At 66.9% G+C, this 15,657-nt stretch carries 14 protein-coding genes; 10 read left to right on the top strand and 4 right to left on the bottom strand.

Going from position 1 to position 15,657, the window contains the following annotated elements; all coding sequences use genetic code 11:
• The first annotated feature begins 103 nt into the window (after nucleotides 1-103).
• On the top strand, nucleotides 104-427 hold the full coding sequence (gene hspQ / locus MNI96_RS01100) for a heat shock protein HspQ (RefSeq protein ID WP_158192202.1): 324 nt from the start codon (nucleotides 104-106) through the stop codon (nucleotides 425-427).
• 110 nt (nucleotides 428-537) lie between these two features.
• On the opposite strand, the gene MNI96_RS01095 is transcribed toward hspQ, so the two are convergent.
• Nucleotides 538-1,176 carry an invasion associated locus B family protein gene (locus MNI96_RS01095; protein WP_249689565.1) on the bottom strand — a complete coding sequence of 213 codons (639 nt, stop codon included), beginning with the start codon at nucleotides 1,174-1,176 and terminating at the stop codon, nucleotides 538-540.
• Between the two features lie 339 nt (nucleotides 1,177-1,515).
• Between MNI96_RS01095 and MNI96_RS01090 the strand changes: the two genes are divergently transcribed.
• Genes MNI96_RS01090 through MNI96_RS01075 form a run of 4 tightly spaced genes read left to right on the top strand, consistent with a single transcriptional unit; the run spans nucleotide 1,516 to nucleotide 6,924 of the window.
• Nucleotides 1,516-3,378 (top strand): extracellular solute-binding protein, encoded by a 1,863-nt coding sequence (locus MNI96_RS01090; protein WP_249689563.1) that lies wholly within the window; start codon nucleotides 1,516-1,518, stop codon nucleotides 3,376-3,378.
• Between the two features lie 19 nt (nucleotides 3,379-3,397).
• On the top strand, nucleotides 3,398-5,020 hold the full coding sequence (locus MNI96_RS01085) for an AMP-binding protein (protein WP_249689561.1): 1,623 nt from the start codon (nucleotides 3,398-3,400) through the stop codon (nucleotides 5,018-5,020).
• Complete coding sequence (locus MNI96_RS01080) at nucleotides 5,017-6,183, top strand: response regulator transcription factor (RefSeq protein WP_249689558.1); 1,167 nt, start codon at nucleotides 5,017-5,019, stop codon at nucleotides 6,181-6,183. Before MNI96_RS01085 ends, MNI96_RS01080 begins: the two co-directional genes overlap by 4 nt.
• A 45-nt stretch (nucleotides 6,184-6,228) precedes the next feature.
• Nucleotides 6,229-6,924 (top strand): DsbA family oxidoreductase, encoded by a 696-nt coding sequence (locus MNI96_RS01075; RefSeq protein ID WP_249689556.1) that lies wholly within the window; start codon nucleotides 6,229-6,231, stop codon nucleotides 6,922-6,924.
• A gap of 128 nt (nucleotides 6,925-7,052) precedes the next feature.
• Here MNI96_RS01075 and eno read toward each other — a convergent pair whose 3' ends face one another.
• On the bottom strand, nucleotides 7,053-8,327 hold the full coding sequence (eno, locus tag MNI96_RS01070; protein ID WP_249689554.1) for a phosphopyruvate hydratase: 1,275 nt from the start codon (nucleotides 8,325-8,327) through the stop codon (nucleotides 7,053-7,055).
• Nucleotides 8,328-8,427: 100 nt separating this feature from the next.
• Complete coding sequence (kdsA, locus tag MNI96_RS01065) at nucleotides 8,428-9,279, bottom strand: 3-deoxy-8-phosphooctulonate synthase (protein WP_249689552.1); 852 nt, start codon at nucleotides 9,277-9,279, stop codon at nucleotides 8,428-8,430.
• Nucleotides 9,280-9,568: 289 nt separating this feature from the next.
• Between kdsA and galU the strand changes: the two genes are divergently transcribed.
• From galU to MNI96_RS01050, 3 genes are read left to right on the top strand one after another with little or no spacing between them, the layout of a single operon-like run.
• The gene (gene galU, locus MNI96_RS01060) at nucleotides 9,569-10,450 is read left to right on the top strand and encodes a UTP--glucose-1-phosphate uridylyltransferase GalU (RefSeq protein ID WP_249689550.1); all 882 of its coding nucleotides are present in this window, start codon (nucleotides 9,569-9,571) and stop codon (nucleotides 10,448-10,450) included.
• An 11-nt stretch (nucleotides 10,451-10,461) separates the two neighbouring features.
• Nucleotides 10,462-11,472, top strand: a complete 1,011-nt coding sequence (locus MNI96_RS01055; RefSeq protein WP_249689548.1) for an NAD-dependent epimerase — start codon at nucleotides 10,462-10,464, stop codon at nucleotides 11,470-11,472.
• 11 nt (nucleotides 11,473-11,483) lie between these two features.
• On the top strand, nucleotides 11,484-12,095 hold the full coding sequence (locus tag MNI96_RS01050; RefSeq protein ID WP_249689546.1) for a pyridoxamine 5'-phosphate oxidase family protein: 612 nt from the start codon (nucleotides 11,484-11,486) through the stop codon (nucleotides 12,093-12,095).
• Nucleotides 12,096-12,101: 6 nt separating this feature from the next.
• On the opposite strand, the gene MNI96_RS01045 is transcribed toward MNI96_RS01050, so the two are convergent.
• Entirely contained in the window at nucleotides 12,102-12,542 is a 441-nt protein-coding gene (locus MNI96_RS01045) for a hypothetical protein (protein WP_249689544.1), read from the bottom strand.
• Between MNI96_RS01045 and MNI96_RS01040 the strand changes: the two genes are divergently transcribed.
• Nucleotides 12,541-13,470, top strand: coding sequence for an AEC family transporter (locus tag MNI96_RS01040; protein WP_249689541.1), 930 nt, complete (start codon nucleotides 12,541-12,543; stop codon nucleotides 13,468-13,470). The genes MNI96_RS01045 and MNI96_RS01040 overlap by 2 nt on opposite strands.
• A 121-nt stretch (nucleotides 13,471-13,591) precedes the next feature.
• Entirely contained in the window at nucleotides 13,592-15,649 is a 2,058-nt protein-coding gene (locus MNI96_RS01035) for a M3 family metallopeptidase (RefSeq protein ID WP_249689539.1), read from the top strand.
• Nucleotides 15,650-15,657 lie beyond the last annotated feature (8 nt).

Raw genomic sequence — 15,657 nt, 5'->3', positions numbered from 1 at the left:
GGCGGCTCGCGACTTGTAAACCGCCCGTTCAGAGCGTATGCGCTAATGTTGAATCGAGGGAGAACATCCCGACTTACGCTCAAACTGGCTGAAACCTGAACAGATGCGCACCGCGAAATTCATGATCGGTCAAGTCGTCAGGCACCGGGTGTACCCCTTCCGGGGGGTCATCTTCGACGTCGACCCGACATTTTCCAACACCGAAGAGTGGTGGGACGCGATTCCGGAAGACGTGCGCCCGGATCGCGACCAGCCGTTCTATCACCTGCTCGCCGAGAATGCGGAGACGGAATACGTCGCCTATGTTTCGGAGCAGAACCTGGTTCCGGACGACACTGGCGAGCCCGTGCGTCATCCCCAGGTGGACGAGATCTTCGAACAGCAGGACGACGGTACCTACCGTCCGCGCGACGTGGACCTGCACTAAGGGCGATGAGCCTCGCCTTTCCCTTTTTTACGGTTCCGACCGACGCCGGAACGAAAAAACGCCGCGGCCAGGGCCGCGGCGTTATCGTATCGAAGGCTGGGTATTCCGGCTCAGTTCGCGCCCGAGCCGGTCACTTCCTTCTGCTTCTCGATCAGGCGCTGGCGAGCCTCTTCGGCGCGCTTCTGCAGCTCGGACTGCAGCTGCTGCTGCTTCTGCTGCAGCTCTTCCGGGTTGATAGCCGGGCCGTCATAGACCTTGGTGAAGCCGGACAGGGTCAGCTGGAACGGCACCTGCTTGGCCTGCTGGTTCAGCGTGGTCAGCACAAGATTGCCTCCGGCCTTCATCGAGCCGACGAAGGCATCGTCGATCACGAGTTCCGAATAGCAAGCGTTGGGGAAGCAGATGCCGTACTTGGCTTCGGTCTGCTTGCCGGTGTCGACCTGCACGCGCAGGCCCGGCTGGATCAGCATGCCAGGGGGCACGGCCATCAGCAGGGTCTTGCGGGCTTCGCCGCCGATCTCGCGCACCGCGACGGAGGCCAAGAACTGGCCTGTATCCGTGCGCAGTTCCTGCGTCACCACGCAGATTTCCTTGTTGGACTGCGGGTCGGTGTTGCAGATCTTCACCCAGGGCGTGTCCGCCGGCGGCTGAATCGTCTGGGTCTGCGCAGCGGCGCCGCCGGCGAAGGCCATGGTCGCCGCAGCGGCGATGGTCAGGCCAGCCAGGTGGTTCTTCAGTCTTTCTGCCATGCAATGCGTCCCTAAAGTCCGTTGTTTCGCCACGGCGGACACGAAGCGCGTCGTCGCCGCGAACGGGAAATTCTGTCCCTCGCTCGCCAAACCTGTGCGCAACGAATGCGGCAAGACCTTGGCTCATGCGATTACGGGCGCATCTTTACAGTCTGCCGCACGGAATATCCAGTTTCTCGGGCGAGATGGCGGCGGCTACCGGCGTTCATTCGTGCGGGATCGCCACGCTGTTGCGAGAATGCCTCAGTCTCTCGCCCTTCCCCGTCATGCGCCGCTGCAGGGCTGTCGTTGAGACTGCGTTAACCATAACAAAGTGATTGGGAACTACGATCCAACCCCATGATCGAAATGCGACCAGTCCCGATTCTCTCCCGCGCGAAGATTTCCGCGCTGTTTGCCGCGGCCGTGCTTGCTTTTGCGCCGGTCGGCGGCGCGGCGCAGGAGGCCGATGTGCCGTGGAGCCATGGCATCGCCATGCATGGCGACCCTGCCCTGCCGGCCGATTTCACCCACCTGCCCTATGCCGATCCCGATGCGCCGCGCGGCGGCACGATCACCCACGGCGTCCAGGGCTCCTTCGACAGTCTCAACCAGTTCATCGTCCAGGGGGGTACCACCACGGCGCGCGGCATCCGCGACACCGATTTCGGCGCGCTGGTGATCGAGAGTCTGCTGGAGCGCAATCTCGACGAGCCCTTTTCCCTCTACGGCCTGCTCGCCGAATCGGTGCGGATGTCGGAAGAACGCGACTGGATCGAGTTCCGCATCAACGAAAAGGCCCGCTTCTCCGACGGCACGCCCGTGACCGTGGACGACGTGATCTTCTCCTTCGAGATCCTGCGCGACAGGGGCCGCCCGCATTTCCGCGCTCGCTACAGCCGCATCACCGCCATGGAGAAGACCGGCGATCGCAGCGTCCGCTTCACCTTCGCCGACGGGAGCGATCGCGAGCTGCCGTTGCTGGTCGGCATGTCGCCGATCTTCGCCAGGCATACGATCGATCCGCAGACCTTCGATCGCAGCACCCTCGTGCCGCCGGTCGGCTCGGGACCCTATGTCATCGACAGCGTCGATCCGAGCAACCGTATCGTCTATCGCCGCGATCCCGACTACTGGGCGAAGGACCTGCCGATCCGCCGCGGCCTCTACAATTTCGATGAGGTGCGCATCGAATATTATCGCGACGAGAACACGCTGTTCGAGGCCTTCAAGAAGGGGCTGGTGCAGGTGCTGCCGGTGGCCGACCCGGCGCGCTGGACCGCCTCACTCGACTTCCCGGCGGTGGCCGAGGGCAAGGTGGTCAAGGAGGGCTTTCGCCTCGGCACGCCGGCCGGCATGCATGGCTTTGTCTTCAATACCCGTCGGCCGGTCTTCGCCGACGTGCGGGTGCGCCGGGCGCTGGCCATGCTGTTCGACTTCGAGTGGGTCAACCGCACCCTCTATCACGGTCTTTATGCCCGCACCGGCGGCTATTTCGACAATTCCGTCCTCTCCTCGCTCGGCCGACCGGCCAGCGAGGCGGAGCGCGCGCTGCTTGCCCCGTTCACGAGCGAGATCGCCCCGGACGTGCTTGAAGGCACCTGGCAGCCGACCCATGCCGACGGATCGGGCCGCGACCGCAAGGTGCTGCGCGCGGCGGTGGAACAGTTCGGCGCGGCCGGCTACCGTATCGACGGGAGAACCCTGCGCGATCCCGGCGGGGTGCCGCTCTCCTTTGAGATCCTTGTCGCATCGCAGGACCAGGAGCGGCTGGCGCTCGCCTATCAGCGCGCGCTGAAGTTGATCGGCATCGAGGTGCGCATCCGTTCCGTCGATAGCGCGCAATACCAGCGCCGGCGCCAGACCTTCGACTACGACATGGTGATGAACACTTGGCTGGTCTCGCTCTCGCCGGGCAACGAGCAGCGCTATCGCTGGGGCAGCGAGGCGGCCGGACAGGACGGCTCGTTCAACTATGCCGGGGTGAAGAGCCCGGCGGTCGATGCGATGATCGATGCCATGCTGGCCGCGCGCGACGCCGAAGGCTTCACCGCCGCCGTGCGCGCCTTCGACCGCGCGCTGATTTCGGGTGCCTATGTGGTACCCCTGTTCCATCTTCCTGAAAAGTGGGTGGCGCGCTGGACCGCGATCGGCCGCCCCGAGGTACAGTCCATTACCGGACCGCGCTTCGAAACGTGGTGGTCCGCCGCCGAACGGCGTTGAGTGGATTGGGAATGACGAGATGATCCTGACCCCGCTGAAGACAATCGAGGCACACCGGCAGAGCGGCATCTGGGGCCGCGTCACGCTGGATGCGCTGTTCCGCAAGACGGCCGCCGCCCATCCCGACCGGCTGGCCCTGTGCGATCCGGACGAGGCCGCCGGCGGCTTTCGCGAGGCGCCGCGCCGCCTCACCTATGCCGAGGCCGATGCGGAGATCAGCCGGCTGGCCGCCTTTTTCGCCGCCGTCGGGCTGAAGCACGACAACGTCATCGGCCTGCAGAGCGCCGGCACGGTGGATGCGGTCGTCGCCCTGCTGGCGGCCCTGCGCGCCGGGCTGGTCGTCGCGCCGCTGCCTCTGCACTGGCGCCAGAAGAACGTGCTGGAGGCCTTGACGCGTGCCGGTGCCAAGGCGCTGGTCGCCGGCGAAAGCTTCGGTGGGCGCTCCATCGGGCTGGAGGCGCGCGATACCGCTGCCGATCTCTTCGCCCTGCGCTTCGTCTTCGGCCTGGGGCGCGATGTCGCCGACGGCCTGATGGAGGTGGAGCAGATCCTGAACGAGCTGCCCGAGGACATGGAGCCCGCGCCGATCCGCCGCGACCAGAACGCCGCCGACCATGTCGCGACGCTGACCTGGACCCGCTCCACCAGCGGCGAGCCGCTGCCCATCGCCCGCAGCCACAACCAGTGGGTCGCCTGCGGCCTGATGCCATATCTCGAGCTCTCCCTGCCGCAGGCACCGAGCTTCCTGCTCCCTTACGCGCTCACCGGCATGACCGGCATCGGCGCCGGCCTGGTGCCCTGGCTGCTGTCGGGCGGCACGCTGCACTTGCACCATCCCGGCTCGCTGCGCCGGCTCGCCGCCCATGCGGACGCGGTCGAGGCCGATATCGTGCTGTGCCCCGGCGCCTTGGTGCCGGCGCTGGACCGGCGGATCGAGCGGCCCGACTGCCGCATCGTGCCGGTCTGGCAGGCGCATTCGCCCGCACCCGCCCCCCATGCCAGCAACCGCGAGATGGTCGACCTGCATATCGCCGACGAATTCGCCATGGTCGCCCGCATGCGCGAGGGCAGCGCCCTGCCCCGCCCGCTGCCGAGCGGGCGCGTCGGCTCGCCCTCCTCCGCCCCGCAGGCGCCGGCGCTGCTGGAAATCGCCATCGACACCGAAGTCAGCCCGGCGACGCTGAAGGTGCGCGGCGCCATGGTGCCGGATTCGGCCTGGCCCGCCTGCAAGGTGCGCATGCCGACAGACAAGGCCGGTTTCGTCGACACCTTGCTGCCGCTGCGCCAGACCGAGCATGGCATCATCGGCTTCGGTATTCCGGGGCAGATGGCGCCGGGCGTCGGTTCGCTGCCGACGCTGGACGCGCTCTATGCCGCCTTCCCCGGCATCCGAGAGGCGGCCGCCTTCCTCGTGGAAGACGGCATTCTCGGCGCCCGGCTCTATGCCGCGATGGTGCCGCAGAAGGGCCTGCTCTTCGATGTGGAGGGCTTCTACGCCTATCTGGAGGCCGAGCATGCCGGCCTTGCCGAGATGCCGCACCGGGTACTGCCCGTCGCCGCGCTGCCGCGCAATGCCGCCGGCAAGGTCGACCGCGAGGCGCTGGCCACCCGTGCCGGCTTCGGCCACTCGCAGGTCGCATGAGCGGGGAGGCCACCCGCCGCCTGTCGGTGCTGCTGGACGGTCCGGGGACTCGCCCGGACAGCCTGCTCGCGCGCCTTGGCCGTGCCTGGGGCGACCATGTCGAGATCGCTTGGGCCGATACCCCGCCGGCACGCCTGCCCGATGTGGCGGTGAGCCTGCCCGGTAAAACCGCATGCGGGTTCCTGGCGGCGCGAGCGAAAGGCGTGCATATGCCGCGCGTCGTGCTGTGTACCGATCCCGTCTCCGCACCCGAAAGCGACGAGGCGTCCCTGCCGGATGCGTTCCTTTCCCCCGCCTGCCCGCCGGAACTGGCGCTGGAGCGGCTGGCCGAGACGGTACGCCAGGCGCGGCGCATGGAAGAAGCACGGCTGCGTCGGGCCGCCTTCGGCCCTCTGGCAGCGGTACAGACCCCTGATCTCTCTCAAGGCATTCCGGTGCTGGTCGCCGGCGACAGCGCCCGCATCGGCGTGGCGCTCGGTGCCCACCTTGCCGCGCTCGACCTGCGCGGCTGCCTTACGGCGGAGGCCGCGCTGCCTGCGCTGGAGGAGGCCCCTGCCCGGCTGATGGTGGTGGATCTGCCCGCCTCCCGCGCGGCCGAGCTGCTCGCCCGCCTGCGCGGCGATCCGCGGCATATTACCTTGCCCGTGCTGGCGCTTTGCGCCGACGAGGAGGAGGCGGCTGCCCTGCTGACGAGTGGCGCCAGCGACTGCATGCCCCGCGCGGCCGCGCCGAAGGTCCTCGCCCGGCACCTCCTGTGCCTGCTGCGGGCCGGCGCGCGCCGGGTTCTTGCCGACCGGGTGCTGGCCGGCTATCGCCCGCGTCATCGTTCGGGCAAGGGTTGGCCGGAGCTGCCGCGCGAGGCGTACGAGCGCTATCTGGCGGCCCTTGGCGAGGCGCTGGCCTTGCGCGGGGCGGAGCCGCTGACCCTGCAACTTGCGCAGATCGCGCCGCCGCCGTTCGCGTCCAGGGCCGCAAATGACGACCCCTTCGCAGGTTCCCTCGTCAACCCCGTCCTTTCGGCTACGCTTGCTGCATCGCGCGACGAGGATTTTGTTGCTAGGGTCGAGGGGCTGGGCGATATCGCCGTGCTGCGGGATGCGGAGGCGCAGGACCGCATCCGCCGGCGGATCGGCGCCATCGTCGCCAGCACCGCCTTCGCCTGACGCGCCCATTTCGCGCGACTTGCGCAACCCTTGAAAGGACTGCCCATGCCAGCCGAGACGGAGACCGCAAACGGGCAGCAGGCAGCCTCGCCCGAGCAGGCCGCAATGCCCATCGACGTCATTTCCGACGTGGTCTGCCCCTGGTGCTATATCGGCAAGCGGCGGCTGGAAAAGGCGCTAGCGAGCCTGCCGGACGTTCCGGTTGCCCTGCGCTGGCAGCCCTATCAGCTCGATGCGACCATTCCGCCGCAGGGCAAGGACCGCCAGCAGTACCTGATGGAGAAGTTCGGCAGCCAGGCGCGTATCGACGCGCTGCACGAGCAGATCGCCGCCGCCGGTCTGCAGGAGGGCATCCCCTTCGCCTTCGAGCGCATCCGCACCTCGCCCAACACGCTGGACTGCCACCGCCTGCTGCTGTGGTCGCGCGCCGACGGGCTGCAGAGCGAGATGGCCGAGCGCCTGTTCCGCCTGTATTTCCTGGAAGGCGCGGACCTCAGCGACCCGCAGACGCTGGTCTCGGCCGCCGCCGATGTCGGCATGATGTCGGATCTCGTCGCCGAGCTGCTGCCGACGGATTCCGACCGCAACAAGATCACCGCCGCCGTCGAGCAGGCCCACCGCATCGGCGTCACCGGCGTGCCCGCCTTCATCATCGACGAACGCTTCATCGTCATGGGCGCGGAAAAGCCGGAAACCCTCGCCGCTGCGATCAAGCACGCCTATGAGACGAAGGCGGGGTGAAACCAGCATTTTCACACGTTGAACGTTGTTCCACGCCGAACACTTGAGCCTCCCTCCGCCAAACAAAAACCCGGTGCGCGGGGAGCGCACCGGGTTGCGGTGTTTCAGACGTTGAGGAGTGAGGGGCCTCACCCCTTCAGGATGCTGCGGCCGGCGTAGCGGGCCTGCTCGCCCAGCTCTTCCTCAATGCGGATGAGCTGGTTGTACTTGGCCAGCCGGTCGGAGCGGGCCAGCGAGCCGGTCTTGATCTGCCCGCAATTGGTGGCGACCGCGAGGTCGGCGATGGTGCTGTCCTCGGTCTCGCCCGAGCGGTGCGACATGACGGCTGTGTAGGCCGCCTTGTGCGCGGTATCGACCGCGTCCAGCGTCTCCGTCAGGGTGCCGATCTGGTTGACCTTGACCAGGATCGAGTTGGCGACAGCCTTCCTGATGCCCTCGCGCAGGCGCACCGAATTGGTGACGAAGAGATCGTCGCCGACCAGCTGGCACTTCGAGCCGACCAGATCGGTCAGCGCTTTCCAGCCGGCCCAGTCGTCCTCGGCCATGCCGTCCTCGATGGAGATGATCGGGTAGCGGCCGACGAAATCGGCGAGATAGGCGGCCATCTCGTCCGGGCCGAGCACCTTGCCCTCGCCGTCGAGGTGATACTTGCCGTCCTTGAAGAACTCCGTGGAGGCGGCGTCGAGCGCGAGGCAGATGTCCTCGCCCGGGCGGTAGCCGGCCTTCTCGATGGACTTCATGATGAAGCCGAGTGCGTCCTCGGTCGAGGCAAGGTTCGGGGCGAAGCCGCCCTCGTCGCCGACATTGGTGTTGTGGCCGGCGTCCTTCAGGCCCTTCTTCAGGGTGTGGAAGACTTCTGCGCCCATGCGTACGGCCTCAGTCAGCGTCTCGGCGCCGACCGGCATGATCATGAATTCCTGCACGTCGATCGGGTTGTCCGCATGGGCGCCGCCGTTGATGATGTTCATCATCGGCACGGGCAGCAGGCGCGCGCCGGCGCCGCCCACATAGCGGTAGAGCGGCAGGCCGGCCGACTGGGCAGCCGCGCGGGCGACGGCCAGCGAGACGCCGAGGATGGCGTTGGCGCCGAGGCGCGCCTTGTTCGGCGTGCCGTCGAGGGCGATCATCGCCTCGTCGATCTTGATCTGGTCTTCCGCATCCAGGCCGCCGATAGCGTCGAAGATCTCGGTGTTGACCGCGTCGACCGCCTTCTGCACGCCCTTGCCGAGGTAGCGGGCGCCGCCGTCGCGCAACTCCACCGCCTCATGCGCGCCCGTCGAGGCGCCGGACGGCACCGCGGCCCGCCCGAAGGCGCCGTCTTCCAGATACACGTCGACCTCGACGGTCGGGTTGCCCCGGCTGTCGAGGATCTCGCGGGCGGTGATGTCGACAATTGCGGTCATTCTCGTCTCCCTGCGGGTGGGACTTTCCCAAAAAAAGGTGGTCAGATTTGTCCCCGTCCGGCTGTTCCTAGCCGAGCCGGGCGACAAGGAAAAGGCGGTGTCAGATGCCGCGCGGGCGCGACTTGGCGATGCGGTCGAAGGCCATCAGGTCGGACAGAAGATCCTTCAGGTCCTTGAGCGCGATCATGTTCGGCCCGTCGGAGGAGATGGTGTTGTCCGGGTCCGGGTGCGTCTCGATGAAGACGCCGGCAACGCCGACGGCGACGGCCGCGCGCGCCAGCACCGCCACCATGGTGCGGTCGCCGCCCGAGGAGGTGCCCTGCCCGCCCGGCTGCTGCACCGAGTGGGTCGCGTCGAACACGACCGGCGCGCCGGTCTGCGCCATGATCGGCAGCGCGCGCATGTCGGTCACCAGAGTGTTGTAGCCGAAGGAGGCGCCGCGCTCGGTCAGGAGCACGTTGGGATTGCCGGTCTCGACGATCTTGGCGAGCACGTTCTTCATGTCCCAGGGGGCGAGGAACTGGCCCTTCTTGACGTTGATGACCGCGCCGGTCTTCGCGGCGGCGACCAGCAGGTCGGTCTGGCGGCAGAGGAAGGCCGGGATCTGCAGCACGTCGACGACTTCGGCCACCGGGGCGCACTGGTCGGCGGAGTGGATGTCGGTCAGCACCGGCAGCCCAAAGGTCTCGCGGATCTCGGCGAAGACCGGCAGCGCCTCGTTGAGGCCGACGCCGCGCGAGGCGGCGATGGAGGTGCGGTTGGCCTTGTCGAAGGAGGCCTTGAAGACGACGGAAATGCCGAGGCTGTCGGCGATTTCCTTCACTGCGGCGGCGCATTCCAGCACATGCGCCCGGCTTTCCATCTGGCAGGGGCCGGCGATCAGCGACAGCGGCGCGTCCTGCGAGAAGGCGACATTCCCGACCGTCACGGTTCCATTGCACGTCTGGTTCATGGCAGCTCGTATCTCCTGCTGGACCTGGCCGATCTTCCGGCCCGCCCCGCCCGCTGGCGCGTTCCGCCCGTCAGTAGTCCGCATGGCGAGCCGGTGCAAGCACCTCGCGTGCAGGAGATGCCATCGCGGCTGCCCGATCCTTGCCGCAATCCTCGTGTCATCGTTCGGCGGGTATGACGCGAAGCCTTTGTGCCGCCATTCTTTTCGCCAACTTGGTTCCGTCATCCTTTCAGGTTACCTTGCGGCCCGTGCGGCCTCCCGATTCCACCAGACACGGAAAACGCGCTTCATGCAGAACAAGAAGATCCGCAAGGCAGTCCTTCCGGTGGCAGGCCTCGGCACCCGCTTCCTGCCCGCGACGAAGGCCCTCCCCAAGGAGATGCTGACCATCGTCGACCGGCCGATCATCCAGTATGTGGTCGACGAGGCGCGCAATGCCGGCATCGAGCACATCGTCTTCGTCACCGGGCGCAACAAGCACGTGATCGAGGATCATTTCGACATCGCCTACGAGCTGGAGGACACGCTGCGGTCCCGCTCCAAGCAGTCGGCGCTGAAGCTGCTCGAGGCGATCCGGCCGATGCCGGGCACCACCAGCTTCACCCGCCAGCAGGAGCCGCTGGGCCTTGGCCATGCCATCTGGTGCGCCCGCGACATCATCGGCAACGAGCCTTTCGCGATCCTGCTGCCCGACATGCTGATGAAGTCCGAGCCGGGCTGCCTGTCGCAGATGGTCGAGGTCTACAACCAGAGCGGGGGCAACGTGATCTCGGTCGAGGCCGTGCCGGAGGACCAGACGCAGAACTACGGCATCGTCGAAGTCGACGGCGACGCGAGCGGCCGCACCTTCACGATCACCGGAATGGTGGAGAAGCCGGCGCCGGGCACGGCTCCGACGAACCTATTCATCAACGGCCGCTACATCCTGCAGCCGGAGATCTTCCAGCTGCTCGGCAGCCAGGAGACGGGCGCCGGCGGCGAGATCCAGCTCACCGACGCGATGCTGTCGCTGATGGGCATGCAGCCGTTCACCGGCCTGCGCTTCGAGGGCGAGACCTACGATTGCGGCTCCAAGTCCGGCTTCCTTGCCGCCAACATCGCCTTCGCGCTGGAGGACGAGGAGCTGGCCCGAGAGCTGCGGCCGCTGCTCCGCTCGCTGCTCGACAGCTGAGCGGGACGCACATGCGCAAGGTTCTCGTCACCGGGTCGGCGGGCTTCATCGGCTTTCATCTGGCGAGCCGCCTGCTCGCCGACGGATGGCAAGTGATCGGCCTCGACTGCGTCAGCCCCTATTATGACCCCGCGCTGAAGGAAGCGCGGGTGGAGATCCTGCGCCAGCATCCGAACTTCATCGAGGCGCGCATCTCGCTGGAGGACCGCGACGCGGTGATGGCGCTGATGGCCGAGCATGCGCCGCAGCGCATCGTTCATCTCGCCGCTCAGCCGGGCGTGCGCTACTCGCTGGAGGCGCCGCAGGCCTATGTGGATGCCAATGTCACCGGCTTCCTGACCGTACTGGAGGCGGCGCGCGCCCATCCAGTCGACCATGTGGTCTTCGCCTCCACCTCGTCCATCTACGGTCTCGACGAGACGATGCCGCTGTCGCCCCATCGCGGCGGCAACCATCCGATCTCGCTCTATGCTGCGACGAAGAAGGCGAACGAGGCGATGGCGCACAGCTACGCCCACCTCTTCCGAATTCCGCTGACCGGCCTGCGCTTCTTCACCGTCTACGGCCCCTGGGCGCGGCCGGACATGGCGCTCTACAAGTTCACCCGGGCGATCCTGTCGGGCGAACCGATCGACATCTACAACAATGGCGAGATGCTGCGCGACTTCACCTATGTCGACGACATCGTCGAGGGCATCGTGCGCATCGCCGACCGGCCGCCGGCGGTCAACGAGGATTGGGATGCGGCGGCCTCCGATCCGGCGACAAGCTCCGCCCCCTATCGCATCCACAATATCGGCAATTCAGAGCCGGTGAAGCTGCTGCGCTACGTGGATGCCATCGAGGCGGCCTGCGGGGTGAAGGCGATCCGCAACCTGATGCCGCTGCAGCCGGGCGACGTGCTCGCCACCTGGGCCGATGTCGACGACCTGACACAGGCGACGGGCTTTCGTCCCCGGACGTCGGTGGAAGACGGCGTGCGCGCCTTCGTCGAGTGGTATCGCGACTTCTACAAGGTCTGAGGCAGGACGAAATGACCGGGGAACCGCTTCCCGCCTTTCGCGATGATCTCGATCTCACGCTGGCCGAATGCTGGCGGCTTCTGCAAGAGGGGGCGACCTCGCGGCACTCGGCCTTCCATGTGCCGACCGTCGCCACGCTGGACGAGCGCGGCCTGCCCGAGCTGCGCACGATGGTGCTGCGCGCTGCCGAACCAGAGCGGCAGCTGTTGCGTTTTCACACCGACCGCCGCAGCGCCAAGATCGCGCAAATCGCGCGAGTGCCTGCCGGCACCATCCATGTCTACGACAAGTCATCCGGCATCCAGCTGCGTCTCGCCGCGAACCTGTCCATCGAGACGGACGGCGAAGAGGTTGAGGCAGCCTGGGCCGCTTCGCGGTCGTTCAGCCGGATCTGCTACCGGGTCACGGAAGCGCCGGGCAGAGAGGTCGAGCATCCGGAAGCGGTGGCGTTCGATCATGGCGCGGCCGACGGGGGACGCAGCCGGTTCTGCATCCTGCTCGCCCGCATCCACCGCATCGAATGGCTGCACCTGGCCCATGCCGGCCACCGGCGGGCTGTCTTCGAGCTGATCGAGAAGAATGCGGCGAAACCTGAATGGACGGGCCGCTGGCTCGTCCCGTAAGCCGGTTCAGCGCTCGGGCCGCTCGGCCATCATGTCGAGATAGGCCTGCTGCATATCGCTGATGCGCCCTGCGACCCGGGCATTCGCCTTGAAGGCGTTTTCCGCCTGCATCATGTCGACCATCGCCCCCGCCATGTCGGGAGAAAAGCCGATCCCCGGCGCACCGGTCGCCGGCGGAGTTTCCTGTCCGCCCGCCTGCCCTGACCCGTTGCCGCTCGCCTCGACCAAGGCGTTGCCGGCCTGCGCCCCGGCCGCGACGATGCGGCGCGCGGAAGCTTCGAAACGCTCACCGGCGGCCTGAAGGCCGGAAAGGGAGATGGACAGGGCCGACATGATCTGCACAGTATCCGCGTCCCCTCTTAACGAATCCTGAGTCCAATCCCTCGCATTCGAGCCAAGGCGCGCCGGAGCCACCACTGTCATTTCAACCAAGGATTGCGCCGTCATGCTCCTGACGCTCTCGATCACGGGACCCTTTTTCGCCGTCATTGCCTTCGGTTTCTTTGCAGCGAAACGCGGCTGGATGCCGGACGGGGCGGTGCGCAGCCTGAACGTCTTCGTCTTCAACTTCGCGATGCCGGCGCTGGTGATCCGGGCGCTCGCCGGACAGGACATCATCGCCGCCCTGACCGGGCCGATGGTGCCGGTCTGGGTGCTGGCGGGCGGTGTCACTTTTGCCCTGGCCATGTTGGCGATGCGCGTCCTGTGCGGCGGCGGACTTGCCGAAATGGCGGTCAGCGGCCAGGCGGCGACCATCGGCAATATCGGCTTTCTCGGCCTGCCTTTGATGCTCGCAGCCTTCGGCGACCGGGCAGCGGCGCCCATGGCCGTCGTTCTGGTGCTGGATCTGACGATCTTCATCCCGCTCTGCATCGGGCTTCTGGAATGGGCGTCGGGAAAGGGAGCGAGCCTGAGGCTGGTCGCCACCGTGGCGAAGGGCGTCATCTTCAACCCGTTCGTGCTGGCGATCGTCGGCGGTACGCTGCTGTCGCTGGCGGGCGGCGAGCTGCCTCAGGCAGGCGACAATCTGCTGAACTTCCTCGGAGATGCCGCCGGCGCGACAGCGCTGTTCTCGCTCGGTGTGCAGTTGGCCGCCCGGCGGGTCGAAGGCGAAGCGCGCGCGATTTCGCTTATGATCGTGATGAAGCTGTTCGTGCATCCGCTTGCAGTTTTCATCGCGGCAACGCTGCTCGGTCTCGATGCTGCAAATACCGCCGTGCTGGTCGTTGTCGCCTCGCTCCCCATAGCCGGCAATGTCTTCGTCGTCGCAGAGCGTTACGGCATCTTTCTCCAGCAGCTTTCGGCCGCCATCCTGCTATCGACCACCGCCGGTGTGGTTACGGTCTCGCTGGCGTTGATGTGGGCTGGATTGTAGCCCCGACATCCCGCGGCAAGGGGCTGACAGGTGGCAGGAGCGGTCCCATATTGCAGGGCGAAGCTGCCTTATTCCACCGGCACTGCCCTCTCCTCGGACCATGCTTTCAAGGATCCAGTTCATGACCGACGCACCCGCCGCCGACCTCAATCCGTTGCTTGCCGAATGGACCGCTCCGTTCGGGCTGCCGCCCTTCGGCGAGATCGAGCCGTGGCACTACGAGGCGGCCTTCGAGACGGCGCTGCAGCTGGCGCGGCATGCGGTGGACGCGATCGCGGACGATCCTCAGGCCCCGAGCTTCGCCAATACGATCGAGGCGATGGAGCTGTCTGGTCGCGAGCTGACCCGCGTCGCGTCCGTATTCTTCAACCTGGCAGGCAGCCACACGTCCGAAGAGCTGCAGCGGATCGAGCGCGACATCGCCCCGAAGCTGGCCCGTCACTCCAGCGAGACGCTGCTCAACCAGGCTCTCCATGCCCGCATCGCGGCGCTGTGGGAGGCGCGCGACGGCCTCGGCCTTGACGAGGAACAGGCCCGCGTCCTGGAGCGGTACCACCGCATGTTCACCCGCGCCGGTGCGGCGCTGGATGAAGCGGGGCGAAGCCGGATGGCCGAGATCACCCAGCGACTTGCGGTGCTCGGCACGCAGTTCTCCCAGAATGTGCTGGCGGACGAGGCCGGATATCAGCTGCTGCTGGAAAGCGAGGAGGATCTGGCAGGCCTGCCCGGCTTCCTGCGGCAGGCGGCAGCCGAGGCCGCCAGCGAGCGCGGGCATCCGGGCAAGCATGTCATCACGCTCTCGCGCTCGTTGATCGAGCCGTTTTTGCAATTCTCGACGCGGCGCGACCTGCGCGAGACCGCGTTCAAGGCCTGGATCTCGCGCGGCGAGACCGGGGGCGACACCGACAATCGTACGATCATCGCCGAAATCCTGAAGCTGCGCGACGAGCGTGCGCGTCTGCTCGGTTTCGACAGTTTCGCCGCCTACAAGCTCGACGACACGATGGCCGGCACGCCGGAGGCGGTGCGCGAGTTGCTGGAGACCGTGTGGACCCCGGCCGTGGCGCAGGCGCGAACCGAGGCGGAAGCACTGCAAAAGCTTGCGGCCGAGGGTGGCGACAACATCGCAATCTCGCCCTGGGACTGGCGGTTCTATGCGGAAAAGCTGCGCCAACGCGACCATGCGCTCGATGAAGCCGAGCTCAAGCCGTATTTCCAGCTGGAAAAGATGATCGAGGCCGCCTTCCATACGGCTGGCCGGCTGTTCGGCCTGACTTTTCGCGAGGTCGAGGGCCTCAAGCTCTACCATCCGGACGTGCGCGCGTTCGAGGTGCTGGATGCCGACGGCGGGCATGTCGGCCTGTTTCTCGGCGACTACTTCAACCGCTCAACCAAGCGCAGCGGCGCCTGGATGAGCGCCTATCGCCGGCAGGAGAAGCTCGCCGGCAACATTCGTCCGATCATCGTCAACGTGATGAATTTTGCTAAGGCGCCGAAGGGCCAGCCGACGCTGCTGACCTTCGACGACGCGCGCACGCTGTTCCACGAGTTCGGCCACGCGCTGCACGGACTGCTCTCGGACGTCACCTATCCGATAATCTCCGGCACATCGGTGGCGCGCGACTTCGTCGAGCTGCCCTCCCAGCTTTACGAGCACTGGCTGTCCGAGCCCGAGGTTCTGGCCCGCTTTGCCGTGCATGTGGAGACGGGCGAGCCGATGCCGGCTGAGTTGATGGAGCGCGTGCTGGCCGCGCGCAATTTCAACCAGGGCTTCGCAACGGTGGAGTATCTCTCCTCCGCGCTTTTCGACCTCGACGTCCATACCCGCCGGACGGACGGCGAGGCGGACATCGCAGCTCTGGAGCACGAGACCCTGAGCCGTATCGGGATGCCGGCGGAGATCACCATGCGCCACCGGCCGACGCATTTCGCCCATGTGTTCTCGGGCGACGGCTATTCGGCCGGCTACTACAGCTACATGTGGTCGGAAGTGATGGACGCGGATGCCTTTACCGCGTTCGAGGAAACCGGCGACGTCTTCAATGCGGAGCTGGCTAGGCGCCTGCGCGAAGCGATCTATTCCGCCGGCGGGCGGCAGGATCCGAAAGACGCCTATGTGGCCTTCCGGGGGGCCCTGCCCGATGCCGGACCGCTGCTGAAGAAGCGCGGCTTCGCGTAGGCGCGACG

Source organism: Stappia sp. WLB 29 (assembly GCF_023507705.1).
Taxonomy (GTDB): domain Bacteria; phylum Pseudomonadota; class Alphaproteobacteria; order Rhizobiales; family Stappiaceae; genus Stappia.
This window is presented reverse-complemented; position numbering and strand designations above follow the sequence as displayed.